We start from the raw sequence: 25219 nt of genomic DNA, 5'->3' as shown, positions 1-25219 counted from the left end.
GACTCCAATAGGGTCCGCCTAGATTCCCAGAGTAGCTGTTGGTTCAAGATTGACCAAATCGCAATCTCTATTTGCTCTCTATTTGCTGTAATAGTCGCGATACCAGTCTACAAAAGCCTGAATGCCGTCCTTGATTTCTGTCTTTGGGCGATAGCCAGTCAATCGGTGCAGCAAATCGGCATTGGCCCAAGTCGCGGGCACGTCTCCCATCTGCATCTCCATGTAGTTTCGGATCGCGGGCGTGCCGAGGCTTTCTTCGATCGCGTCAACGAAATCCAACAGGCGCACTTTGTCAGAGTTACCGATGTTAACAATGCGGTATGGCGCGACAGGGCTTAAGCTATCGCCTTCAGCGATATCGTCAGGAGATTCGGGCCGAACCGGAGCGACATCGATCAAAAGCGAAATGGCTCGCACCAGATCATCAACATATGTGAAGTCCCGATACATGTCGCCATGATTGTAGATGTCGATGGGCCGATCTTCTAGAATCGCATCTGTAAATTTGAAAAAGGCGAGATCCGGACGCCCCCAGGGGCCGTAGACCGTGAAAAAGCGAAACATGGTTGTCGGCAGATCCCAAAGGTGCGCATAGGAATGCCCCATCGCTTCGTTCGCTTTCTTGGTCGCAGCGTACATCGTAAGTTGATGATCTGCCTTCTCGCATTCGTCAAAAGGCATATCAGGATTAGCCCCATAGATTGACGAGGTGGAGGCCATCAGCAAGTGCTGTACTTTATGCCGCCGTGCCGCTTCCATCACGTTAAATGTTCCGACAACATTGCTTTCGACATAGGCGCGCGGGTTTTCCAAGCTATACCTGACGCCGGCCTGCGCCGCGAGGTGGATTATCACGTTCGGTTCGAATGCGTCAGCCATTCGATCGAAGCTCTCAGTGTCTTCCAGCATCCCTTCGTCACACGAAAAGTTCGGGTTTTCCAACAACAGCGCGTGCCGGCTCTGCTTGAGGCGAACATCGTAGTAATCCGTCATCCCGTCATAACCGTGAACGCGATTACCGTTCTCAAGCAAATATTTGGCAAGATGAAATCCGATAAATCCGGCGGTGCCTGTGATCAGAACCTTTTGCATGAGGTTGCTTCCTTGTGTCTGGGCTTGGCGCTTGCGTCCACCGGCACATATGACGCCTACAGTCCTACTGCTCAAGCCGTCATTTCCCTATTGGCCGGTTTTCACTTTTCTATCCAAATCAACCTGCTCGTCCGGGCCAGGGGAGCGAATAGGTTTTGACATTCGTAAAGAACTTCATGGCCTCAATGACCCCTTCTTTGACACCATTTCCTGAATCTTTAATGCCTCCGAACGGGGACATCTCGATGCGATACCCGGGTTGTTCCCAGATGTTGCAGGTGCCAACATTCAGACCATTGATATAGGCAATGGCACGATTAAGGTCGTTGGTGCAGACGCCCGAACTAAGACCAAACCCCGTAGAATTCGAGATGCGTATCACCGCTTCGTCATCTTCAGGCACGCGAATGATCGGGATGATGGGGCCAAAGGTTTCCTCCATGACCAGTTCGCAGTCATAGGGCACTTTGTCGACCACGATGGGCGGTAGCAACGCGCCCTGACGGCCAGGGTGGTATAGTATTTCGGCTCCTGCTTTCTCAGCAAGATGAACGCGTTTATCAAATAGTTCAGCGGCTTCGTCGTGGATAACACAACCCAGCTCAGTCTCGGGGTCTTGCGGATCTCCAAATTTGATCTTCTTCGCCTTCTCCAGAACCGATGCCACAAACTTGTCGGCCACGCTGTCCTGCACCAGAATACGTTTGATTGCGGTGCAACGCTGGCCAGAGTTTCCGGTAGCACCTGCCACCGCAATTCCAGCAGCCTTTTCAAGATCGGCGTCACACAGATCGTTCAGAACTATAAGTGGATCATTGCCGCCAAGCTCAAGCGCCTGACGCTTAAATGCGGCCTTCTCCGCTATCATCTTGCCCACTGGCACCCCACCGGTGAATGTGATGATGTCAATGTTTTCATTGGTGATCATCTCATCGCCGATATCCTGCGGCCACCCGGTGATCACCTGAAACATCTCGGAGGGCAGACCGGCTTCGTACAGGATGTCCGCCAGTGTCAGACAAGTCAGCGGAGTCAGCTCGGTTGGTTTACAAACCATGCAATTGTTTGTTGCAATTGACGGAGCAACCTTGTGGCTGACCATGTTCAAAGGGTGGTTAAAGGGGGTGATCGCGCTGATTGCGTTCACCGGTTCGCGCATAGTGAAAATCTTGCGGGCCCTGCCATTATGCGTCAAATCGCACGAAAATATCTCACCATCATCCCTCAGCGCTTCACCGGCTGCGAATTGAAACACATCCTGCGCGCGTTTAGTCTCATAAATTGCGTGCTGATGGCAGATGCCCAGCTCTAGCACAAGCCATTTAACCAGATAGCCACGGCGCAGGCCGATTAACTCTGATGTCCGTTGTAGGATCTGGTTACGCTCATAGCGTGTCAGGCTGGGTTTGTATCGAGCGGCAACCTCAAAAGCGTGACGCGCATGTTCGGCTTGGCCAGCAGGAACATTGCCGACAACTTCATTGGTGTAAGGGTAGTGGACCGGAATTGTCTCATTTGCAAAGACGACCTCGCCACCGATCCTCATCCCCTCGGTTCTGATTTCGTTTGCTGACATGTCCCGAACTTTCCTACATTAAGCGAATGAGCGGGAATATGTCATCCAAATCAGATCATGTCTCGCCCGATTGCTCTGAAAACACATCAAACGCTTTCAGTGCCTTGGCGCTGTAGGCATATGACGGTCCGCCCCCCATGTAGGTCGCCATAGCCAGAGCCTCGCACAGTTCGCCGCGGGTCGCACCCAAACGAACCAAAGAACGGACATGGAAACCGATGCAGCTATCGCATCGCGTGGCGATCGCAATGCCAAGGGCCATGAACTCCTTGGTTTTCTCACTCAGTACACCGTCCGTTTTGGCAGCTTTACCCATAATGCCAAACCCACGCACGGTTTCCGGCACTTCCTTTGAGAACACACCGATATTGGCCTCAATTTCGGCCATGAATTCTTTCCAGTCCAACTGTTTTCTCCTTATCCGCGTTCATCCGCGCCCATACGACGCTCTAACCAACGGACGCCAGCACTGATTATCAAGACCAGCACCAGATATTCAAAGATCAGCAAAGTATAGATTTCGAGCGGACGATATTCGGTCACCACTAGCTCGTTTGCGCGGCGTGTCAGTTCCTGCATACCAATGACGCTCGCAAAAGCGCTCATTTTCACGATGTAAATGAACTGATTGGCCAATGGCGGCAAAATGCGTCGGATTGCCTGCGGCAGGATCACATAGCGCATAGTCTGAAAGTAGTTCAGCCCGATTGTCTGCGCAGCTTCGCTTTGGCCTTTGGCAATTGATTGAATCCCGGCGCGGTAAATCTCAGCGGTAAAGGCACTGTCCGAGATTGCCAATGTGATGATCGCCCCCCAGAATGGATCGATGGGTATATTCATGCCCATCGACTGAAAGACGATTGGCAAACCATAAAAGACCCAAAACAACATCGGAAGCAGAGGGATCGAGCGGACAAATTCCACGTAGATCCGGTTCACCAGTCGCCAACCACGTTTTTCAGACAGACCTGGCAGCGCCACCAGCAGACCAATCACAATCGACATGATCGCCGCGATCAACGATATCTGGATCGTCGCACCCATCCCAGACACCAGAAACTTGACATTGGTCCAGCCTGATGCGGTGGTGGGGTCAATCACATACCAGCCCCATGTTTGAGACGACGAACACCCAGCTAAAAGTACGAACAGCGGGAGGAACAGGAGCGGTTTCTTCATGACATCCAACTCAATGTTGCAGAATCTGGCTTAAGAATTTCTGACACCGCTCAGACCGCGGATTAGTGAAGAAATGTTCCGGTTTTCCTTGTTCGACGATCTCACCCGCATCCATAAACACCATGTTGTCTGCAACTTTGCGTGCAAAACCCATCTCGTGGGTGACAACCACCATGGTCATTCCTTCCTGCGCCAGTTCAACCATCACGTCGAGGACTTCGGAAATCATTTCGGGGTCCAGGGCCGAGGTGGGTTCGTCAAACAACAAAACCCTCGGCTCCATGCAAAGCGAACGAGCGATGGCCACACGTTGCTGTTGTCCACCTGAAAGCTGAATGGGACGTTTGTCGGCCTGGTCCGGGATATGGACCCGTTCAAGGTAATGGCGGGCTTTTTCTTCGGCCTCTTTTTTACTCAACCCTCTTGCTTTGATCGGACCCAAAGTCAGGTTTTCGAGCACGGTCAAATGCGGAAAAAGATTAAACTGCTGGAACACCATCCCGACTTCTGATCGAATTGTGGCGACGGATTGGGCGTCATCTGACAGCTCTGTCCCGTCTATGCGGATCGTACCTTTTTGGTGTTTTTCAAGCTGGTTAATGCATCTTACAACCGTCGATTTTCCAGAACCGGAAGGCCCACAGATTACAACTTTTTCACCGCTATTTATCGTAAGATTGATATCCTTGAGCACATGAAATGTGCCATACCATTTGTTTACGTCGACTAACTCGATCGCGGCGTCTGGCATTAGCTGGCCTGCCTTTGTTATTCTCAGTCAATTATTTTCTTGAGGTTAGCGTGGTCTTTGCGCTTAGATCAAGAAACAATCCAGCTAAACTAGCCGACTGCCACCAACAGGAGAAATACATGAAACATCTTTTCAAAGTAGCCATTGCCGCTGCGATTGGCCTAGCAATTGGTAGCGCCGCTCAGGCCCAGTCTGCACTGAATGAAATCCTGGATTCTGGTGTGATGAAAGTCGGTACAACTGGAGATTGGAATCCAATGTCGCTGCGCGATCCTGCGACTAACAGCTACAAGGGTTATGATATAGATATCATGAACGCACTGGCTGCAGATCTTGGCGTCGAAGTTGAATATGTTCCGACAGACTGGAAAACCCTGGTCAATGGGGTGGTCGCCGGGAAATATCATATCACCGGCTCGGCTTCGATTTCTCCGCCGCGCTTGAAGGTTGCCGGTTTCTCTGACAGCTACATCTCTGTTGAGCTGTTCCCGTACACGACCAAAGACAAGGCCGACAAATTTGACGGGTATGACTCGATCAACAAACCCGATGTAAAAGTCGCAACAACCCTGGGTACTACCTTTGAAAAACGTGTGCGCGAATGGTTCCCAGATGCTGATATCAAGGTGGTCGAAGCTCCGGCGCGCGGTTTTCAGGAAGTGCTTGCCGGTCGGGCGGATGTGTTCATCACGTCAAATATCGAAGGCTCGACGCTAGAGGCCAAATTTCCGGTTGTTCGCGTGAAAAATGCCGGCCCCCGGTCGCCATCCCCGATCGCGATGCTGTTGCCGCAGGATGATCAGGTCTGGATCAATTATGTAAACAGCTGGATCGAAGTGAAAAAAGCTCAGGGCTTCTTCGATGAAAATCAGAAGCGGTGGGGCCTCTGATAACAGCTGACACCGCAGTAATGGTCTGAGCGTGGACAGGAAGTCATGAAGCTTGATCACATGACCTGGTACGAGGTTGACGCTCGTATCAAGCAAGGCGCTGCGGTGTTTTTGCCAATTGGTTCGACCGAACAGCATGGTCCGATGGGCCGCATTGGTACGGACACAATTTGCGCTGAGGCAGTCGCGCTTGCGGCTGCCAGTCGATGCGGGGGGATCGTTGCACCCCCGCTAGCCTACACCCCCGCGCCTTTCAATACTGGCTTTCCCGGTACGGTTTCGGTATCGGCCGAAATATTTCAGATGCTGGCAAATGAAGTCATTGCGGGACTGCTGGCACAAGGTTTCCGTGGCGTATTTGTGGTAAATGGGCATGGTGCCAATCTGGAACCCCTTCGCACCATCAAATCCACTCTTCCTGACAACCAGATGATGATCCGCAGCTGGTGGGAGCCGGACACAGTAAACAAGCTGCGCAGACAGCTATACGGCGAATGGGAGGGGATGCATGCAACCCCATCCGAGATTGCAATAACGCAATCTCTGCTTGGCGAACTGCCAGCAAACCAGGCAGCCGAGCCGCCAAAAAAGCTCACTGCAGAATATGTGCGGGATCACGCAGGCGACCGGCATGGTCCACCCGATGAACATCGTATAGAATTTCCTGATGGGCGGGTCGGTTCACATTCTGCCCTCGCCAACCCAAAGGATGGTGAGCGCCTGCTGACCGAGGCTGCCCTCGCAATTGCAGACGAATTTCGTTCTTTTGAGTTAGACAGATAGTCACAAGATACCGAAGTGAAAGGCGGGGTGTCGTCTACTCCGCCTCAAGACCATCGGTCGACAGGTCATCAAGCTTTGGCATAAGCCGCAGCAACTCGCTTGTGTATTCGGTTTTCGGATTGGCAAACAACTCGCTTGTCTCCTGAACTTCGACGATTTGGCCCTGCTTCATGACCGCGACCCGGTCGCACATCTGGCGGACGACGGGCAAGTCGTGGCTGATAAACAGCATGGTCAGGCCCAGATGCTCTTGTAAATCCTTCAGGATGTTCAGAATCTGAGCCTGAATCGATACGTCAAGCGCGCTCGTTGGCTCATCGCAGATCAGGAACCGGGGTTGTGTCGCCAAAGCGCGGGCGATCGATATACGCTGCCGCTGACCACCCGAAAACTCGTGCGGGTATTTTTGACCGGCTCCGGAACCCAGACCCACCTGATCCAACAATTCATCCACCCGGCGCTTGATGTGTGCGCCATCCATCAGGCGATGATGGCGAATTGGCTCAGCAACAATTTCATCCACGCGCATCCGAGGATTGAGGGAAGAGTAGGGGTCCTGAAAGATCATCTGGATGTTCTTTCGGTACTCGTCTTGCACCGAACGATTGCTTAGATCACTGACCCGCTGGCCCTGAAAATCAATCGTGCCTCCGTCAACCGGGTAGAGCCCGGCGATCATCCGCGCGACGGTCGATTTACCCGAGCCTGATTCACCCACGACCCCGAAGACCTCGCCCGCGTGAATATCGAAGCTGACACTATCAACGGCCGTAAAATATGTCCGATCCCAAGGCAACAGGCCACGTTTCTGCAGGAATTTCTTTGTCAGGTTGCGGATCTCAAAAAGCGGTTTGCTGGTGTCGTTGTCCACCTTTGGCCAATGGCGCGCCATATCTTCGACGGCGAAACGTGTTTCGCGCCCGCCATAGCTGATCTGAGGGAAGCGATGCAGTTTCAGCGTCGGGCGAGGTACCGCGGCGATCAGGGACTTGGTGTATTCGTGGTGCGGCTGGCCCATCACCTGTGCTGTGGTGCCGCTTTCAACCACCTTGCCCGCATACATCACGGTCACGCGGTCGGTGGTGTCCGCGATCACGCCCATATCATGGGTAATCAGGATGACACCTACTTGGCGCTCCTGGGCCAGTTCCTTGATTAGGTCCAAAATCTGCGCCTGAACTGAAACGTCCAACGCCGTAGTGGGTTCGTCCGCAATGATCACATCCGGTTCGGTGCACAAGGCCAGAGCGATGACTACCCGCTGGCGCATCCCGCCTGAAAACTGATGCGGGTATTGATCAAGCCGCGTGTCCGGGTCCGGAATGCCCACGCGGTCAATTAGGTCTCGGGCGCGTTTGTTTGCCTCGGCTTCAGTACCGCCCAGATGGGTCTGGATCGTTTCAACCAGTTGCTCGCGCACCGTGAACAGCGGGTTCAGCGAGGTCAATGGGTCCTGAAAGATCATCGAGATCTTCTTGCCGCGAAGCCCTCGCATCGCCTCGGCATCAATGCCACTGATCTGCTCGCCGCCCAGCTTGATCTGGCCACTGGCGATACGTCCGGGACGTTCCAGCAGGCCCATGACAGCGGCGCCGATTGTGGATTTACCGGCACCGGATTCCCCCACAAGCCCGTGAATTTCACCGGGCTCAACGGACAGGCTGGCGTGATCCACCGCTGTGAAAAGCTGGCGGCGGGTCGGAAACTCAACGGTGAGGTCTTGGATAGTCAAAAGGCTCATGAAATCACCGCAGTTTGGGGTTCAGCGCGTCACGCAGCCAGTCGCCCAGCAGGTTGACCGACAAGGCAAGGGCCAGCAGCGTACAGGCCGGGAAGAACAAGATCCACCACTCGCCCGAGAACAAGAAGCCTTGGCCGATACGGATTAGTGTGCCCAGAGATGGCTGGGTCGGGGGTGCGCCAACGCCTAAGAAGCTCAGCGTCGCCTCGGCGATAATGGCCAGCGCCAGCGAAATTGTGGCGATGACCAGAACGGGGCTCAGGACATTGGGCAGGATGTGGCGGAACATGATCGGGAACGATCCGCGGCCAATCAGGCGCGCGGCTTGCACATATTCCTTGTTCTTCTCAACCAACGCCGCACCACGCACGACCCGCGCGAACTGCACCCAGTCCGACAGCGCAATCGCAATGATCAGAACATAGATTGCCATCTCATCACGGTATTCCGGTGGGGTTATCCCTTTGGCGATGCCAAAGATCAGCATTGCCACAAGAATGGCAGGGAAGGTCAATTGCACATCAGCGATCCGCATGATCAGTGTTTCGATCCAGCCGCCGAAATAAGCCGCGACCAGCCCTAGGATCACACCGATAACAAGTGCAAGAAGCACCGCCGACGCTCCGACGAACAGCGAAATACGCAAACCATAAAGGATGGTGGAGAACACATCGCGCCCCTGATCGTCGGTACCCAACAGGAAGGTTTCTTGCGTGAAGGCATTCGGTGTGCCCGGCGGCGTGAAGCCGTTCATCAGGTTCAGCGTTGCAGGGTCGAACGGGTTATAAGGCGCGATCAAGGGTGCGAAGATCGCAGCCAACACCAGAATGACCACAACCAGTGAAGCGATCACAGCAACCGGGGAATGACGGAAGGACCATGCGAAATCACTGTCCCAAAACTTGGCCATGCGCGTCTTAGGTGTGGCTTTCGGAGTTTCCATCGTATCGCTCATGTGGCCCTCGCGTCGACACGCAGGCGCGGGTCAATTGCATAATAAAGAAGATCGACAATCAGGTTGATCGTCACGAACATTACCGAAATCAGCATTAGATAGGCCGCCATCACGGGAATATCGACAAACTGGATTGCGTTGATGAAAAGCAGGCCCACGCCTGGCCACTGAAACACTGTCTCAGTGATGATGGCGAATGCGATGATCGAACCCAGCTGCAAACCCGTGATGGTAATCACCGGCACCAGCGTATTCTTCAGCGCGTGGCGGAAGTTGATAACGCGATCTGAAAGCCCACGGGCGCGTGCGAAACGGACATAGTCGGCGCGCAGCACCTCAAGCATTTCGGATCGGACCAGCCGCATGATCAGCGTCATCTGATAAAGGCCCAAGGTAATTGCAGGCAAAATCAGCGCCTTGAGGCCCGAGGCCGTCAGAAACCCGGTTGACCAATGCCCAATCATAACGGTCTCGCCCCTCCCGAAGCTGGGCAGTAGGTCAAGCTCGACCGAGAAAATATAGATCAGCAGGATGCCTATCAGGAATGTAGGTAACGAAACCCCGATCAGGGAAACCGTCATGATCACATTCGCAGCAATCCCTTGTCGTCGGATCGCAGTGAAGACACCTAGCGCGATGCCCATCGTGATTGCCAGAAACCCAGACACAAAGGCCAGTTCCAGCGTAGCCGGAGCCCGCTCAAGCAGGATAGTCGAGACCGGTCGGCCCTGCCGGTAGGATACTCCGAAATTACCCTGAACAGCACCTTGCAGGAACTTGGCGTATTGCACCACAAAAGGCTGATCCAGCCCAAGTTCGGTTCGTAGGCGGTCGATATCTGCCTGCGTACGCTCCTGTCCCAGCATGTTGTCGATCGGGTCGCCAACAAAGCGGAACATCGAGAATGCTACCAGCCCCACGACCAGAAGTACGATGATGGACTGGAACATCCTTCGGACGATAAATGCGAACATTGATTTTCCCCATTGGTGGGTCTGTCTATGCTTTAACCGACCGGGTGGTCAAGCTATCTCGGCCATGCGGAGTGGTCCAATCGATTTCCGGACCCAACGGCACGATGCCAAGTGGATTGCGCAGCTCGGAAGGTGAGAAATAACCCAGTTTGTAAATGTCGAACTTCACCGTCTCAGCGACACCCGGCAGCGTATAGAGCTCTCGCGCATAGCCCCAGAGATTTGGATAGTCGATCAGGCGGCGCAGATTGCATTTGAAGGCGTAATGGTACGCGACATCAAAACGAGCCAGTGTCGGGAACAGGCGCAGATCGGCCTCGGTCAGGGCATCACCGCAGAGATAGCGGTTGGCGGCCAAATGTGCATCGATTTCATCCATCGTGGCGAAGACATCTTGGAATCCCGCCTCATAAGCCTCCTGCGTGCGTGCAAAACCTGCGCGGTAGACCCCGTTGTTGAGGCGCGTATAGATTTTGTCATTCCACGCTTCGATTTGATCAAGCTTTTCTGGTGGTGCCAGATTTGGGCCATGGCCCGGCAGGGTGCCCAGCATCCGCACCAGATCAGCGGATTCGTTTGAGACGGCCTTGTCGTGAAGCCGATCCCAAAGCAGCGGCACCGTGATCCGCCCGGTATAAGCGGGGGTCACGCGGGCATAGGCGTGATGCAAAGCGGTCGCGCCATAAACCGCGTCGGCGCCATCCGCATAAACCCAACCATCTGCTGTGCGACGCGGTTCTGCATAGGCAACCGTGACGAGATCTTGCAGACCTTTGAAGGCTAGGACCAATAAAACGCGATGCGCCCAAGGGCAATTCCACGCCGCGTAAAGGTGAAACCGCTCTGGTTCCAGTGCCGTATCGGGTAAGGTATTACGGATGGTTGAGGCTTGACGGCGAAACGCGCCGTCAAGCGTGCTATCGGGCGCCGGATCTTCTGCATGATAGATACCGGCTATCATCAGGCCCATTGCTCAGTTCACCGTCACCCAGCGCAGAAGGAAGAAGTTGTCCGGGCGCTGTGTCAGCTCGACATTGCTGCGCGTACCCCAGACCAACGGTTGAACATACATCGGTACGTAGACCTGTTCGTCCTGATAAATCTGCGTCACCTCATCCAGCATGGCTTGCCGCTTGGTCTGATCCAGCTCGGATTGGATCATCGGTAACAGCTCATCGACCCGCGCATTCGAGAATCCACCGAAGTTCCAGCTGCCCAGCTTTTTCTCTTCGTTTGGAGTGGCGACGAGGAAGCGGACCGGATGTTCAGCGTCAAACGTACCTGGGCTCCAGCCCAGAAGATACATGTCATAATTGTCCTCACGCAGCTCCGGCCAGTAGTTCCGCACAGGCATTGCATCCAACTCGGCCGTTATGCCGATTTGCGCAAGCATGCCAACAACTGCCTGACAGACGGCCTCATCATTCAGATAGCGGTCGTTCGGACATTTCAGGCCAAATGAGAATCCATCTGCATAGCCTGCTTCGGCAAGCAGGGCCTTCGCAGCTTCTACATCAAACGCTGGACGTTCCGCATTGGCGTCGGAAAATCCACTCATCGCCGGGCTGACGAGTTGTGAGGCGGGTTCGGCATTGCCTCGCATGATCGTGGCCAGAATGGCATCCACATTGACGGCTTGTGCAACTGCCTGACGCACACGTGCATCACGGAACGGGTTAGGCTTGCCTGCATCGTCGGTGTATTTCAGGGCTTCGGCTTGGTGGTTGAAACCCAGCATGATCACACGTGCTTCGATGCCCTGAATGACATCAACCTCTGCGTTCTGCTGCAGCCGAGCGACGTCCTGAATTGGTACAGGGTTGATCATGTCCACGTCACCCGAAAGCAAAGCTGCAACGGCAGTCGCCGGGTTCTGGATCGGATTAAATTCAGCACGGGTGATGTTGTGTTCGACATCTCCCCACCAACCCTCAAATGGTTCCAGCACAGTTTTGAGGCCTGGCTCACGCTCGGTGACTTTGAATGCCCCGGTGCCATTGGCATTGATAGTTGCGTAGTTGCCGGTCTCTTTATCAGGCACCACCGCGTCGTTGGCTTCGGTCCAGCCCTGATCCATGATCATCCAGTTGGCAATCGAAGACGGAAACAGAGGGTTCGGTGCAGTCGTCATGATATCGACGGTGTAGTCATCGACCACGACGACATCACTGACAGGGGCGAACCAACTGCGGGTATCTGCCGCTTCGCCTGATGCGCGTTGATAGCTGAACAGGACATCCTGTGCGTCAAAGTTGCTGCCATCGTGGAATGTTACGCCTTCACGCAGCTTAAACCGCCAACCTTCACCATCTCCAATCGGCTCCCAGCTGACGGCCAGTGCGGGCTCGACGCTCATGTCCTTGCCGCGGCGGACCAGACCTTCGTAAACGTTGTTCAGGAACCCAAGTACGGGGGCTGAGTTAACCGCATGGGGGTCCATCGTCTGCGGATCGGTGGTCGAGGCCCATTTGAAATCGGCGGCCTGTGCGGTGCTGGCAAGCAACATGGCCAGGCCAATGGCACTTTTTCTGAAGATCATGGCGAAAACTCCCTGTTATCGCTGAAACAATCCAGCTTTTTGGCCACCACGTAAAGACACTCTCGGTTTGAGATCACGGTCCCGTTACCTGCGGCACAAACAAGAACAGGGCGCGAAAACGCGCCCTGATCAACATCCAAATGGATGGTTTAGTTCATCTCGAAGTATTTGATCTTCGGTGAATCTTCCGGTTCTACGATGGTGCCGACACCCGATTTCATACCCCAGTTCAATACCTGGTGGTGGATCGGGATATACAGCTGCTCGTCCTGAACAACTTGCCAGATGTCTCCGATCTGCTGATCGCGCGCAGGCAGATCGGTTTCCGAGGCCAGGGCTACGATCTTGGCATCCAAATCAGGGTTGGAGTACCGCGTGCCATTCCAAGAGCCATACTTCTCACCCTTCGAGTGCACCAAGAAGTTGAAGATGTATTCCGAGTCATATGTCGGAACACCCCATCCCAGCATGTAGAAGTCTGTCTCCAGATTGTTGATCAGCGGGAAATGCTGAGCCTTCGGTTTGGCGTCTAGGTTCACGGTGACCCCGATCTGGGCCAACATGCCAACCGCCGCCTGACAAATTGCCTCATCATTGATGTAGCGATCATTCGGGCAGTTCAGGGTCAGCGAGAATCCGTCAGGATAGCCCGCTTCGGCCATCAGCGCCTTGGCCCCTTCGATATCGGTTGACGAAGACGCGTCCATATCTGCGTCCCAACCATTCACAAACGGGGGTGAGATCATGCCCGCAGGAGCAGACTGGCCACGCATCACTACCTGTTTGATCGCATCACGATTGATCGCTTTCGACATCGCCTGACGAACTCGGACATCAGCCAGCGGATTTTTACCATCCACATTGTCCGAGGTCAGATCGGCGTCACCCATGTTCATACCAAAGAAGATCACCCGGTTCTGTGGTGCTGTCCGTACATCCAGCCCATCAGTTCCGGCGACACGCTCAAGATCCTGCACCGGCACGTCCTGAATGAAATCCACTTCACCCGACAACAAGGCGGCGACGCGTGTCGCGGCGTTCTGGATTGGGGTGTAGACGATCTCGGTCACTTGAAGCGGGAATTCATCCTTGCCCCAGTAGTTCTCGTTGGCAGTCAGAACGGTTTTCACGTCCGGTTCGCGGCTGACCAGCTTGTAAGGTCCGGTGCCATTGGCGTTCTTAGCTGCAAAGGTATCCTCACCGCCTTCATAGTCCTGCACCTTGACGGCATTGTTTGCCTCAGCCCAATCCTTGTCCATCATGAACATGTTGGTCAGGTTGTTGGGCATGATCGGGTTTGGGCCATCAGTTTCGATTTCAACCGTGAACTTGTCGGGTGCACGCACCTCTTTCACCGAAGCAAGCAGTTCCTTGTAATCGGAATCCGGCGTCATGGCGCGGTTTAGCGAGAATACAACGTCATCGCTGTCAAACTCGGCCCCATCGTGAAACGTGACGCCTTCGCGCAGTTTAAATACCCAGACGTTCGGGTTGTCTTCGGACGGCGCCCATTCAGTTGCCAGAGAGGGTACTAGTGCACCGGAATGATCACGCATCACCAGAGTTTCCATGATCTGGTGCGCCATGGCCGAAGTTGGACCCTCGTTCTGCGCGTGCGGGTCCAGCGTCAGTGCATCACCGGCACGCGCCCAACGCAGCGTTTCCGCCGAAGCACCCGCCGCGATCATCGCTGTTGCGCTGGCGGCAAGCATCAGAGTTTTGAATGACATAAGTCGTCTCCCCATTTTTTGTTGTGACCGCATTTTCATGCGGTTGGCCGAATTTGTCGGCCATCATGGATCAGCATCATCCAGATCATCGCCCGAGTTGCAACACCCGAATGTTAGCGCCCCGTTTTGTCCTCGGCTCAGCTGGGGATCAGTTGACTGGTATGCCGTGAGGAACACGCCGCCTAGTTGCCTTGTGCAGGGGTTGCAACCTAACGTTTGTTGAAGGCGTCTCTGAGGGCGTCACCAAAAGCACCATTCTGGGTGCACTGGCCCCCATGTCCGCGCCGCTGTTCCCCCGGCTTGACTGGTCGCGCGGGTTTGCCCTTGCCACGAAGCGCATTGTCCTCACGGGCAGAAGCTCCACCATCCTTCCGCATGGTCAACCCAATGCGTTTACGAGGTACGTCGACCTCAACCACCCTGACTTTGACAACCTGCCCTGTCTTAACCACTTCATGCGGATCTTTTACGAACCGATCGGCCAGTTGGCTGACATGAACCAACCCGTCCTGATGCACACCGATGTCAACAAATGCGCCGAAGGCGGCCACATTGGTAACGGTACCTTCTAAAACCATGCCAGGTTTCAGGTCTATGATCTCTTCAACACCATCGGTAAAGGATGCGGTTTTGAAACTTGGCCGGGGGTCTCGGCCTGGCTTTTCAAGTTCGGTGAATATGTCTCGCACCGTGGGTAAACCGAAATTGTCGTTCACAAACTGTTCGGCGCGCAGGCCTTTCAAGGCACCGTCGTGCCCCATGATCTGGCGAATATCGCGCCCGCAGGCCGCTACCACCCGACGGGCGACATCATAGGCTTCGGGGTGAACCGAAGACGCATCCAAAGGCTCTGATCCATCCCGGATACGCAAGAAACCTGCGCATTGCTCGAAGGCGCGCGGGCCAAGGCGAGCCACCTTCAACAAATCCTGACGAGACGCGAAGGCACCGTGGATGTCCCTGTGGGTTACGATCGCATCAGCCAAACCCGGACCAAGACCTGATACATGTGAGAGAAGGGGTGCCGATGCAGTGTTCAGGTCCACACCCACTGCGTTCACCACATCTTCGATCACTGATTCCAGCGATTGCGACAAACGGTGCTGATCGACATCATGCTGGTACTGACCAACCCCGATGCTTTTTGGCTCAATCTTGACCAGTTCGGCCAGCGGGTCTTGCAGGCGGCGTGCGATCGAAACCGCCCCACGCAGCGAAACGTCAAGATCAGGAAATTCACGCGCAGCAAGTTCGGAAGCGGAGTAGACTGAAGCTCCGGCTTCGGACACAACGACCTTGGTGGGCGCTTTAATCGTGTTGGGCAGCAGCGACAGCGTGTCTGCCACCAAACGTTCGGTCTCGCGGCTGGCTGTGCCGTTGCCAATGGCAATAAGCTCGATCTTATGGGTGGCGATGAGGTTCAGGATCGCAGCCTGCGCACCTCGCAGGTCGTTCTTGGGCTGAAAAGGATAGAGTGTATCCGTTGCAACCACCTTGCCGGTTGCATCCACTACGGCTGCCTTGACGCCAGTGCGTATGCCGGGATCCAACCCCAGCGTCGGGCGTGCACCTGCCGGAGCTACAAACAACAGGTCTTTGAGGTTGCGCGAAAACACCTGGATTGCCTCGTCCTGCGCGCGGCTGCGCAGGTCAGCCATCAACTCGACCATCATCGACAGCGACAGCTTGACCCGCCATGTCCAACCCGCAACCTTACGCAGCCACTTGTCCCCTGGCGCGTCACTTCGTGTGTTCAGATGTGCCGCCACCATGGCCTCAGCCCGTGCAGCCCCTGCCTCGGGTTCCGGCGCGATATCGAGTGTTACGATACCTTCCTTTGAGGCACGCAACATTGCGAGCGCCCGATGCGATGGGGTCTTGGACCAAAGCTCCGAGTGATCGAAGTAATCACTGAACTTAGCGCCCTCCTGTTCTTTTCCCTCGACAACTTTCGCACTCAGCAGCGCTTCGCGTTGCATGAAGTTGCGCAGTTCTCCCAACAGTACAGCGTTCTCGGTCAGTCGTTCCGTGATGATGTCACGTGCGCCATTCAGGGCGTCTCTGGCCGTGGGAATGACCTCATTCAGATACTTCTCGGCCAAGCCCTCTGGCTCCGCTAAACGGTCAGTCAGAATGGCATCGGCCAGTGGCTCCAAGCCATTCTCACGGGCAATCATCGCCTTGGTCCGACGCTTGGGCTTGTAGGGAAGATAAATGTCTTCGAGTTGCGCCTTGGTCTCGGCCTGGACAATCGATTTCACCAAATTATCCGTCAGTTTCCCCTGATCTTTGATCGAGGCCAGAATCGTCTCGCGTCGGGCCTCAAGATCGCGCAGATAAGTTAAGCGGTCGGACAGAGTGCGCAGTTGTGTATCGTCCAAGCCACCCGTCACTTCCTTCCGATAGCGGGCGACAAAGGGCACGGTCGCTCCTTCGTCCAACAATCGAACGGCGGCCCCAACCTGTTCGGGACGTGCTTTGATTTCGGTGGCGATGGTGCGGGCGATACGGTCCAAAGGGGTCTCCTGACTTACAGTTGGAAAACCGTCTTAGCCAGCTAAAGGTGCAAGGGAAAGAGGACTTGATCTGGGAAAAAACGTCTCTGCACAAAATCTGCACGACCGCTGCGCGGTGATCTGCACCCAAGCGGGCCAAATAGGGCCAGCGTAAACAAGGAGCAGTAATATGGGACAGTTCATCGTGCGCGGTGTTCCTGCGTCAGTTTTACAGGATAGTTGGTGGTTTGACGCCGCTGACAAGAATCCGAGCAAACAAGATGGCACAACGGGACCAGGTAATCGCGATGCCACCGTCGGATTGGTCATTCTGGTTGCACTAGCAGATGTATTGTTTTTCGAACATGCGCCCGGCATTTCTTTAGCGGCCTATACGCTCGCGGTTGCCGGAGTTGTTTGGGTATTGCTGGGCCGCCGTGCTGGTATGACGGGACCGGCAGTGCTTTTGGTCCTCAGCATATTGCCGGTCGTGGAATATGTTCAGGCCTTGTCCTTGGCCTTCTTGCTGGGCGGATCGACCGTGGCGTTATGTTGGGCCGTGTCGGGGCAATGTCAGGGGACCTCGGTGCGCCGATTTCTGTCCCAATATCCTTTGCTGTCGATCAGACAAGGGCTTGAGGCGGCTCAACACGGTCATTCTATATCTAAGGACCAAAGGATAGCGCATCGCATTTTGCGTGAGTGGAGCTTTCCCGTTGGTGGGGCATTGGTTCTGGCCTCTCTGATAATATCAGCCAATCCTGTTTTTTCGGATTGGAGTGATCGGATATGGCATTTTGATCTGCGCTTCGATCGGCTGTTGTTTTGGTTCGGAGTCGCAATACTCATCTGGCCGATCCTCGCGGTTGTCCGACAACCAGAATTGCTATCCCCGCGGTTAGGACCCAAGCAGAGGCGTGGTTTTCCAGCGTTTGGCGTGAACGTACAGTCTGTTGCCAACGCACTGATCACATTCAACATGCTTCTGGCGATCCAAACCGGTATGGATGTCGTGTATCTGTGGGGTAGCGCGGAACTTCCCAAAGGGATGAGCTATGCGGAATATGCGCATCGCGGCGCCTATCCGTTGCTGGCAACGGCCTTACTTGCAGGTGCGTTTGCGCTGGTTGCACGGCCTTTTTTGAACGAGAGGTCAGGGCTGACAAGATGGATGATGTTATGGCTTGCGCAGAACGTGCTGCTGGTGATCTCTTCCATGATGCGCTTGTCGCTATATGTGGAATCCTACGGGTTGACCTACCTACGGGTTCACGCTGCGATCTGGATGGTGCTTGTTATAGTGGGATTGAGCCTGACCGGTTGGCAAATTCTGAAAGGCAAATCGAACCGGTGGCTAATGGTCCGATCAACAGCTTTGGGGATTATCGTGCTCTATGCGTGCTGTTTTGTAAATTTCGCCGCATTGATTGCCCGCTGGAATATTGAGCATCCGGTTCGGTTTGATTTCTACTACGCATGCCAGCTCAACCATATGGCTGCGGCCGAATTGATGAAAGACAGCCGACTGCGGGATTGCGCAACCCCTCCGGTCATCGACAATTGGAGGAATTGGGGCTTTCGCGCAGATCGGGTGATCCGTAATCTGAACGCCGAAACATTGCCGGAGAAGGTTGATGAAAATCCTCGTCGTGGATGATGATCCGCGCTTGCGCGAGTTGGTTTCGATCACGCTCGAGCGTGCAGGCTATCAGACGGTCACAGCACGCGACGGTCAGATGGCGCTGACCCATGCGACACGGGAAGCGCCTGATCTGATTGTGTTGGACGTCGGCTTGCCCGAGCTTGACGGACTTGAGGTCTGTAGTCGCCTGCGGGCGCGTTCTGACGTACCGATCCTGTTCCTGACCGCACGCGATGATGAGATAGACCGAATTTTGGGTCTTGAACTGGGGGCCGACGATTACGTCACCAAACCTTTCAGCCCGCGCGAATTGGTAGCGCGGATCAAAGCCATCCTCAAACGCAGTACCGCAGAAGGCTCGACCACGTTTCTTCGGCATGGCCCTGTAGAGTTGGATGTTTCCGGCCATTCGGTTTGGGTTGATGGGACTATACTCGCGTTGACCGCAACCGAGTTGTCAATCCTGCGCCGATTGATGCAAACACCCGAGGCTATAGTCTCGCGCCGTCAATTGATCGATGCGATCTATGGCGCAGGTAGCGCCGTAGCCGACCGCACACTGGACAGTCATCTAAGGAATCTTCGCCGCAAGCTTGGGGATCAAGGCTGGATCGGGGCCATAGAGACCGTGCACGGAATCGGGTTACGGATGGGCACATGGCCGGGTTAAGGCGCAAGTGGCGTCCTTCATTGGGATTTGTTCTTGGCGGAGGTCTTGCGGGTACGCTCGTTTTGTCTCTGCTGGGTCTGATCGCTTTGCGCTACCTTGGACCTGAAATCGGGTTTCGCAATGCTGCAGGTCTTCTGGCGGTCCTGATCGGCTGCGCGACCGGAGTGCTTGGGTATCTTATGGTCCGGCTATTACTCCGACCGATTTCGGCGCTCGCTTCTTATTCAAGCGCGGTGGAACAGGGTCAGCCCGCCGAGCCCCCTGATCACTTTGGAACGCAGGAGCTGTCTCGCCTCGCCGGTTCAGTGCTGAGTATGGCAGATACTTTACAACGGCGCGAAGCTTCGGTCCGTGTGTTTGCAGATCACGTCACGCATGAGCTGAAAACCCCGGTCACAGCAATCCGCGCTGCAGGAGAGCTATTGACGGAGGCCGATGCACTTACAGATCAGGATCGCACATTGTTACACCAGATACTGGGCGCAAGCGATCAAATGCAAATGCAGCTTGCCGCCTTGAATCGTGTTGCCCAGGCAAGGGTGCCTGAACACCATGGAACATCCACGATTGCTGGACTTGCTCACAAAATGCGTACGTCATTTCCCGAACTGGATATCAGCGTTGAAGGGTGCGAGCGGACCTTTCCTCTTGCCTCTTCTGGTCTGTGGATTGTGTTGAACCAACTGTTAGACAATGCCCGCCGACACGGGGCAGGGCGGGTGGCCCTGACGGCGGAAGCCGAACGGTTGATAATTCAGGATGATGGACCTGGCATTTCCGATTGGAACCGGGATCATATCTTCAATCCGTTCTTCACCACGGCCCGCGAACGGGGAGGGACCGGTATGGGATTGACTATCGTCGCTAATCTGATGAGCGCGCATGGCGGGCATATTGCGCTGATCCCTTCCGATAGAGGTACGCAGTTTGAAATCCGTTTCCCAGATGGGTGAAAACTAGGCATCAGCAAAAGGTATTAAGGCCCGTGTCAATTTGCGCCTCTGTATTCGATTGATCCTAAGCCAATCCTCATTTATTGGAGGCCCTGTCAAATCAGAGTCACCCGTGGGGCCGACGTGTCCCCTTACGGCTCGGTGCCAAAACTACAGCGGCACATACTCTTGGATCGCACGCCCCTGAAAGGCTTAAAAAAGGTAAGGGAATATGGCAGAAAAATCGAACTTCGACGTATTGTATACCATTGTAGACGAAGCGCCTGAACTGGCGAGCGCCTCGTTCCTGCCCATCATCCGCAAGTTTGCATCAGCCGCTGGTGTCAGCGTTGGAACCAAAGACATTTCGCTTGCCGGGCGTATTATCGCGACCTTCCCCGAGAACCTGACAGACGAACAACGCATCACCGATGACCTAGCTGCATTGGGTGAGTTGGTGAAAACTCCAGATGCAAATGTGATCAAACTGCCGAACATTTCGGCCTCGGTACCGCAATTGGTGGCTGCCATCGAAGAGCTGCAATCGCAGGGCTACAACATTCCGAACTACCCTGAAGAGCCTTCGACAGATGAAGAAAAGGCAATCCGCGCGCGGTATGACGCCATCAAAGGATCAGCTGTGAACCCTGTGCTACGGGAAGGCAACAGCGACCGCCGTGCTGCACGTGCCGTAAAGAATTATGCTCAGAAAAACCCGCATTCGATGGGGGAATGGAGCGCTGACAGCAAGACCAAAGTTTCGTCGATGTCAGGCGACGACTTTTACGCCAACGAGAAATCGGCAACTATCACGGCGGCGCAGGCTGGCGATGCAAAGATTGAATTCGTCGGTAAAGACGGCGGGGTAACAGTTCTGAAAGACGGTTGGCCGCTGGCTGAAGGTACCGTGGCGGATGCAACTTTTATGTCGGTCAAGGCTCTGTCCTCCTTCCTTGCAGATGCCATCGAAGACACCAAGAAAGACGCCACCATGTTCTCGCTGCACATGAAGGCGACAATGATGAAGGTCAGTGACCCAATCATCTTTGGTTATGCTGTCAAAGCTTGGCTGGCGCCAGTATTCGAGAAATTCGGCGCAGAACTGGATGCGTTGGGCGTAAATCCGAACTCAGGGCTCGGTGATCTGCTTGAACGGGTTCAGGGCAACGCAGAAATCGTCGCCGCAATCGACGCGATCAAAGGAGATCGCCCCTCGATGTACATGGTGGACTCTGATCGCGGCATCACCAACCTGCACGTCCCGTCAGATGTGATCATTGACGCGTCGATGCCTGCCGTGATCCGCGCTGGCGGCAAAGGTTGGGACGAAACTGGTGCCAAGGGCGATACCAACTGCGTGATCCCTGACCGTTGCTATGCACCGGTGTATGATGAGGCCATCAAATTTTTCAAATCCAATGGCGCATTGAACCCAGCCACCGCTGGTGCCGTCGCCAACGTTGGACTGATGGCGCAGAAAGCCGAGGAATACGGATCGCACCCGACGACGTTCGAAGCACCCGCAGATGGAACCATCCGTATCGTGCTGGCCAATGGTGAAACGCTGCATGAGCATGCAATTGAAGAGGGTGACATCTGGCGCGCCTGTACCGTCAAGAAAGCTCCGATCGAGAACTGGATCCAACTGGCGATGGACCGTCAGCGCCTGACTGGTTCCGAGGCCATCTTCTGGCTAGATGCCAACCGCGCCCATGACGCCGAGCTAATCAAATACGTTAAACCGGCGCTTGAGGCCGCAGGCGTGGCCGACAAGTTCCTGATCATGGCCCCACGCGAGGCGACCCGCCAATCGCTGGAAACCATCACGGCAGGCAAGGACAGCATCGCCATCACTGGCAACGTTTTGCGGGACTACCTGACCGATCTGTTCCCAATTCTGGAGCTCGGTACGTCAGCCAAGATGCTGTCGATTGTTAAATTGATGAATGGCGGTGGTCTGTTTGAGACCGGCGCGGGCGGTTCGGCTCCGAAGCACGTGCAGCAGTTGGTCGAAGAAAACCACCTGCGCTGGGACTCCATGGGTGAGTTCTGTGCACTCGGAGAGTCTCTGAACTTCCTGGCAGACAGTAAGGGCAACGCCAAAGCAGGCGTGCTGGGTGCGGCTGCCGAAGCGGCGACACAGGGTATTCTGGACAACAACAAGTCGCCCAGTCGTAAGGTTGGTCAGCCGGACAACCGCGATAGCCACTATTGGTTCGCCCGCTACTGGGCCGATGCTCTGGCTGCGCAATCCGATGATGCTGATCTTGCCGCCGAGTTTGGACCGCTTGCAAAAGAGCTGGCAGACAAGGAAGAACAGATTCTAGCAGAGCTGGCAGCGGCCCAAGGCGCTCCTGCGGATTTGGGTGGTTATTATCACACCGATCCCGCCAAAGCGGCAGCTGTAATGCGGCCAAGTGCGACGTTGAACGCGCTTATTGACTAAGCGCGGTTCAGGCACCGATGCCCAAAAAATCTACCGGCCCCATTGCGGGCCGGTTTTTTTGTTTCCAGAATAAGAAAAGGGCCGACCCCCATAGCCAGCCCTTTTCTGAGTGAGTGGTGGGGCTTTCACCTCACCGGTGCAGTTGAGTTAATCCTACGCTTATTACTCGCGCTGAATATTGGGGGATTCCCGTAGGAAGCTGCTTTTTATTAGCAAAAAGTGTTTTTTGTTAACCTTATGTCTGCGCTTTAAGCCCAATACACTGTTTTCGACCCGTGATTCTTCGCCTTGTGGTTCTTGTGCTCTACTACTCTCTTTCGTAGTAATGACCTGATAAAAAAAGGCCGGTCATAAGACCGGCCCAAAAATGGTCGTATCGACCGAGGGATTAGTTGGATGCCGCGTTAAGCTTTTCGTTCTGTTCGCGCAGCGTGTCCGAGATAATCGCATACCATTCGCCGGATTCACGCATCTCAATCAGACCCTTGTTCATCATCGCTATGTATTCGCGTGCGAACGGGTTGGTGCGATGTGCGAGGAAGCTCATCGACGACAGAGTGGATACATACGGGTTTTCAACGATGTCAGCCGAAGTCAAACCCATGTCTTTCATTGTCGACGCGAACAGATCGACCTCGAACGCGGCCACATCTGCGGTTCCGGTCAATACCGCATCAAGGCAATCTCGGGCCGAATTGGGCTGAACAACAGTTGTATTCTCGCGGTTCAGACCTTGTTCTTCCAGTACAACCATGCTCCAGCCTGCCATACGGCAAATGGTTGATCCCTCAAGGTCTGAAAAATCCGTTGCCTTTGCGTACTCGCTTTCAGGCAAAGTGAAGAAGCCGCCGACGATGTCATATACCGGAACAGAAGCGACAAATTGGGTGCAGCGGGCTTCGGTCTCTGCAGACCACTCATAAGAGCGGTTGGTACAATCCGGTACAGTCCACGCGATCGAAATATCAAACGCACCCAATGGCAACAGTGTGTCCAGATGCGAACTCCAGTCATCTACAAAGCTGACTGAGAAGTCGCGGCTGTTGCCTGCACGCTGGAGGCTTGTTGTCGCCAGGCGGGTCATGATGCCGCCACCATTCAGGGCTTCAGTCGTGAACGGCTCCCAACCGTTACCCGCGACCATCTTGATCGGCGGTGCGTAGACGTTCGAGCGTTTGACACTCGCTGCACGCTTTTCTTCAGCAGCAATCAGTTCTTGCGCGCTCTGACCGTTTGGCAGGCTGCCATCCTCACAGGGCAATGCCAGAACCAAGCCATTTTCAAGCGAACCTGGATTGGTGATCGCGTTGCGGTTCGCGTTGAATATCGGCTGATAGTTCGAGGTGCCATAGGCTGCGATGGCAATGGTTGCCAGTGTGTCACCATCCTGAACGGTATAGTTAGAGCAGGCCTCTTGTGCGGCAGCTGCGCCTGCGATCAGGGCGGTGAGGGCTGTTGCCGACAGTACTGCTTTCTTCAGTTTCTTGTTAAACATGTCCACTTCCTCCAGACTTTTGTTTTGTCAGGCCTTCGGGGGCCTTAGCCATTTTCCATTTGATAGCGCAGTGCGGTTGATACGATGTCGCGCCACTCGCCAGATTGTTGCATGATCGCCAGACCCTGGTTGAGCGTCTCAAGGACGGCTTCCCCATCTGGATTATCTTTGTGGGTCATGACGTTAAGCGACTTGATTGCCGCCAGGTTGGGGTTTTCGATGATCTGATGCTCATAGCCGAGCCGTCCGATTGCCTCGACCGCCAAGTGGGCTTCAATTGCGACAATATCGGCGGTGCCATCCATGACCGCATGGAAACAATCATCCGGCGATACCGGCCGCATCAGGGTGACTGCCGGCTCATAGAGACCGACCGCATCCATATGTGACAGCGACCAGCCTTCTGGTCGACAGATCGTGGCGCCCGCGAAATCCGAATAGGTCAGAGTCTGTTCGTAACCCGACCCGCCCTTCGCAAAGAAGGTATCTACAACTTCGTAGAACGGGTTCGAGAAGTTATAGGTTTCGCACCGAGTACGGTCCTTTTCAGACAGACCATCCGCTGCTTCGCAATTTGGACGCGACCAAGGGAATGTGGCATCAAAGGCAAGGGTTGGCATCAGAAGATCGAGATGCGAAGACCAGTCATTCACAAACTGAATTTTATACGGCTGTTCGGGCGCGGCTCGCAGCATCGCTGTTTCCACGAGGTTTGTATAAAGCCCACGATTTGGTAAAGCCTCGTCCGTGAACGGAGCATAGTTGCCACCTGTGATCATCAAGATCTGACGGTCACGAACTTCCGGGCGCTCGCCACCCTTTGCGTCTCGGATCAGCGCTGCACCTTCGGCACGAGCGGCTTCGATTTCTTCCAAAGCCGCCGCTTTTGCAGCAACTACCGCATCTTCGCTTGCTTTTTGCGCTTCTGCCTCAGCAGCAGCCACGCGTGCCTCTGCTGCGGCAATGGCTTTTTCGGCGCGCTCTTCCGCTGCTTTAACCAATTCCGCCGCCATTTCCGCCGCTATACGACCAGCCTCGGTATCAGGAACCAGAGCTTCGCGCCCCAAATCCTCCAGACAAGGAAATGTCAAAATATCTCCAACACGAATGATATTTGGGTTCGAGCCAATTACATCGCGGTTTGCATCGTATATTGGCCGATAGTCTTCGGTCGCATACACCGCGATCGCCAACTCCCGTAGGCTATCGCCGCGTTGGATCTCGTAGGTTGAACACGCCTCTTGCGCTGAAGCCGTCCCTGTTGCGGCTGCTAGAGCGAGGCCGGATATGATAAGATGGTTTCTCATTTTTTCCTGTTTCTCTGCCTAG

At 54.7% G+C, this 25219-nt stretch carries 20 protein-coding genes; 6 read left to right on the top strand and 14 right to left on the bottom strand.

Going from position 1 to position 25219, the window contains the following annotated elements:
• Positions 1–78: 78 nt before the first annotated feature.
• The 5 genes from ACR0IU_RS07065 to ACR0IU_RS07045 form a co-directional block, all read right to left on the bottom strand.
• The gene (locus ACR0IU_RS07065; protein WP_480715746.1) at positions 79–1092 is read right to left on the bottom strand and encodes an NAD-dependent epimerase/dehydratase family protein; all 1014 of its coding nucleotides are present in this window, start codon (positions 1090–1092) and stop codon (positions 79–81) included.
• Between the two features lie 118 nt (positions 1093–1210).
• On the bottom strand, positions 1211–2668 hold the full coding sequence (gene phnY, locus ACR0IU_RS07060) for a phosphonoacetaldehyde dehydrogenase (protein ID WP_480715745.1): 1458 nt from the start codon (positions 2666–2668) through the stop codon (positions 1211–1213).
• 55 nt (positions 2669–2723) lie between these two features.
• The gene (locus ACR0IU_RS07055; RefSeq protein WP_480715744.1) at positions 2724–3074 is read right to left on the bottom strand and encodes a carboxymuconolactone decarboxylase family protein; all 351 of its coding nucleotides are present in this window, start codon (positions 3072–3074) and stop codon (positions 2724–2726) included.
• Between the two features lie 11 nt (positions 3075–3085).
• Complete coding sequence (locus tag ACR0IU_RS07050) at positions 3086–3847, bottom strand: amino acid ABC transporter permease (RefSeq protein ID WP_029621928.1); 762 nt, start codon at positions 3845–3847, stop codon at positions 3086–3088.
• A gap of 10 nt (positions 3848–3857) precedes the next feature.
• On the bottom strand, positions 3858–4598 hold the full coding sequence (locus ACR0IU_RS07045) for an amino acid ABC transporter ATP-binding protein (RefSeq protein ID WP_319544607.1): 741 nt from the start codon (positions 4596–4598) through the stop codon (positions 3858–3860).
• A 119-nt stretch (positions 4599–4717) separates the two neighbouring features.
• Between ACR0IU_RS07045 and ACR0IU_RS07040 the strand changes: the two genes are divergently transcribed.
• Both ACR0IU_RS07040 and ACR0IU_RS07035 read left to right on the top strand, forming a co-directional pair.
• A complete protein-coding gene (locus ACR0IU_RS07040) occupies positions 4718–5488 on the top strand; it encodes a transporter substrate-binding domain-containing protein (RefSeq protein ID WP_170780419.1) in 771 nt (256 codons plus the stop codon).
• A gap of 45 nt (positions 5489–5533) precedes the next feature.
• On the top strand, positions 5534–6271 hold the full coding sequence (locus ACR0IU_RS07035) for a creatininase family protein (protein ID WP_480715743.1): 738 nt from the start codon (positions 5534–5536) through the stop codon (positions 6269–6271).
• A 34-nt stretch (positions 6272–6305) separates the two neighbouring features.
• On the opposite strand, the gene ACR0IU_RS07030 is transcribed toward ACR0IU_RS07035, so the two are convergent.
• The 7 genes from ACR0IU_RS07030 to ACR0IU_RS07000 form a co-directional block, all read right to left on the bottom strand.
• Positions 6306–8012, bottom strand: coding sequence for an ABC transporter ATP-binding protein (locus ACR0IU_RS07030; RefSeq protein WP_480715742.1), 1707 nt, complete (start codon positions 8010–8012; stop codon positions 6306–6308).
• Between the two features lie 4 nt (positions 8013–8016).
• The gene (locus tag ACR0IU_RS07025) at positions 8017–8922 is read right to left on the bottom strand and encodes an ABC transporter permease (protein WP_375543917.1); all 906 of its coding nucleotides are present in this window, start codon (positions 8920–8922) and stop codon (positions 8017–8019) included.
• Positions 8923–8963: 41 nt separating this feature from the next.
• Positions 8964–9941, bottom strand: a complete 978-nt coding sequence (locus ACR0IU_RS07020; RefSeq protein WP_010441429.1) for an ABC transporter permease — start codon at positions 9939–9941, stop codon at positions 8964–8966.
• Positions 9942–9966: 25 nt separating this feature from the next.
• Positions 9967–10911 (bottom strand): glutathione S-transferase family protein, encoded by a 945-nt coding sequence (locus ACR0IU_RS07015; protein WP_480715741.1) that lies wholly within the window; start codon positions 10909–10911, stop codon positions 9967–9969.
• 3 nt (positions 10912–10914) lie between these two features.
• Positions 10915–12480: an ABC transporter substrate-binding protein gene (locus tag ACR0IU_RS07010; protein ID WP_480715740.1), complete on the bottom strand. Its 1566-nt coding sequence runs from the start codon at positions 12478–12480 to the stop codon at positions 10915–10917.
• Between the two features lie 149 nt (positions 12481–12629).
• On the bottom strand, positions 12630–14210 hold the full coding sequence (locus ACR0IU_RS07005) for an ABC transporter substrate-binding protein (RefSeq protein ID WP_010441423.1): 1581 nt from the start codon (positions 14208–14210) through the stop codon (positions 12630–12632).
• 209 nt (positions 14211–14419) lie between these two features.
• Complete coding sequence (locus tag ACR0IU_RS07000) at positions 14420–16726, bottom strand: Tex family protein (protein WP_480715739.1); 2307 nt, start codon at positions 16724–16726, stop codon at positions 14420–14422.
• 169 nt (positions 16727–16895) lie between these two features.
• Between ACR0IU_RS07000 and ACR0IU_RS06995 the strand changes: the two genes are divergently transcribed.
• From ACR0IU_RS06995 to ACR0IU_RS06980, 4 genes are all read left to right on the top strand, one after another.
• A complete protein-coding gene (locus ACR0IU_RS06995; RefSeq protein ID WP_480715738.1) occupies positions 16896–18362 on the top strand; it encodes a DUF4153 domain-containing protein in 1467 nt (488 codons plus the stop codon).
• The gene (locus ACR0IU_RS06990) at positions 18340–19017 is read left to right on the top strand and encodes a response regulator transcription factor (RefSeq protein ID WP_480715737.1); all 678 of its coding nucleotides are present in this window, start codon (positions 18340–18342) and stop codon (positions 19015–19017) included. The genes ACR0IU_RS06995 and ACR0IU_RS06990 overlap by 23 nt, the downstream gene beginning before the upstream one ends.
• Positions 19005–19970, top strand: coding sequence for a sensor histidine kinase (locus ACR0IU_RS06985; RefSeq protein WP_480715736.1), 966 nt, complete (start codon positions 19005–19007; stop codon positions 19968–19970). The genes ACR0IU_RS06990 and ACR0IU_RS06985 overlap by 13 nt, the downstream gene beginning before the upstream one ends.
• A gap of 211 nt (positions 19971–20181) precedes the next feature.
• Entirely contained in the window at positions 20182–22395 is a 2214-nt protein-coding gene (locus ACR0IU_RS06980) for an NADP-dependent isocitrate dehydrogenase (protein WP_480715735.1), read from the top strand.
• A gap of 388 nt (positions 22396–22783) precedes the next feature.
• Here the strand turns inward: ACR0IU_RS06980 and ACR0IU_RS06975 are convergent, their stop codons facing one another.
• Positions 22784–23890 carry a peptidoglycan-binding protein LysM gene (locus ACR0IU_RS06975; protein WP_480715734.1) on the bottom strand — a complete coding sequence of 369 codons (1107 nt, stop codon included), beginning with the start codon at positions 23888–23890 and terminating at the stop codon, positions 22784–22786.
• Positions 23891–23934: 44 nt separating this feature from the next.
• Entirely contained in the window at positions 23935–25197 is a 1263-nt protein-coding gene (locus tag ACR0IU_RS06970) for a type 2 periplasmic-binding domain-containing protein (protein ID WP_480715733.1), read from the bottom strand.
• Positions 25198–25219: the final 22 nt, after the last annotated feature.

This window comes from Ruegeria sp. CL5 (assembly GCF_056536485.1).
The sequence above is the reverse complement of the archived record's forward strand: the minus strand, read 5'-3'. Positions and strand labels throughout refer to the sequence as shown.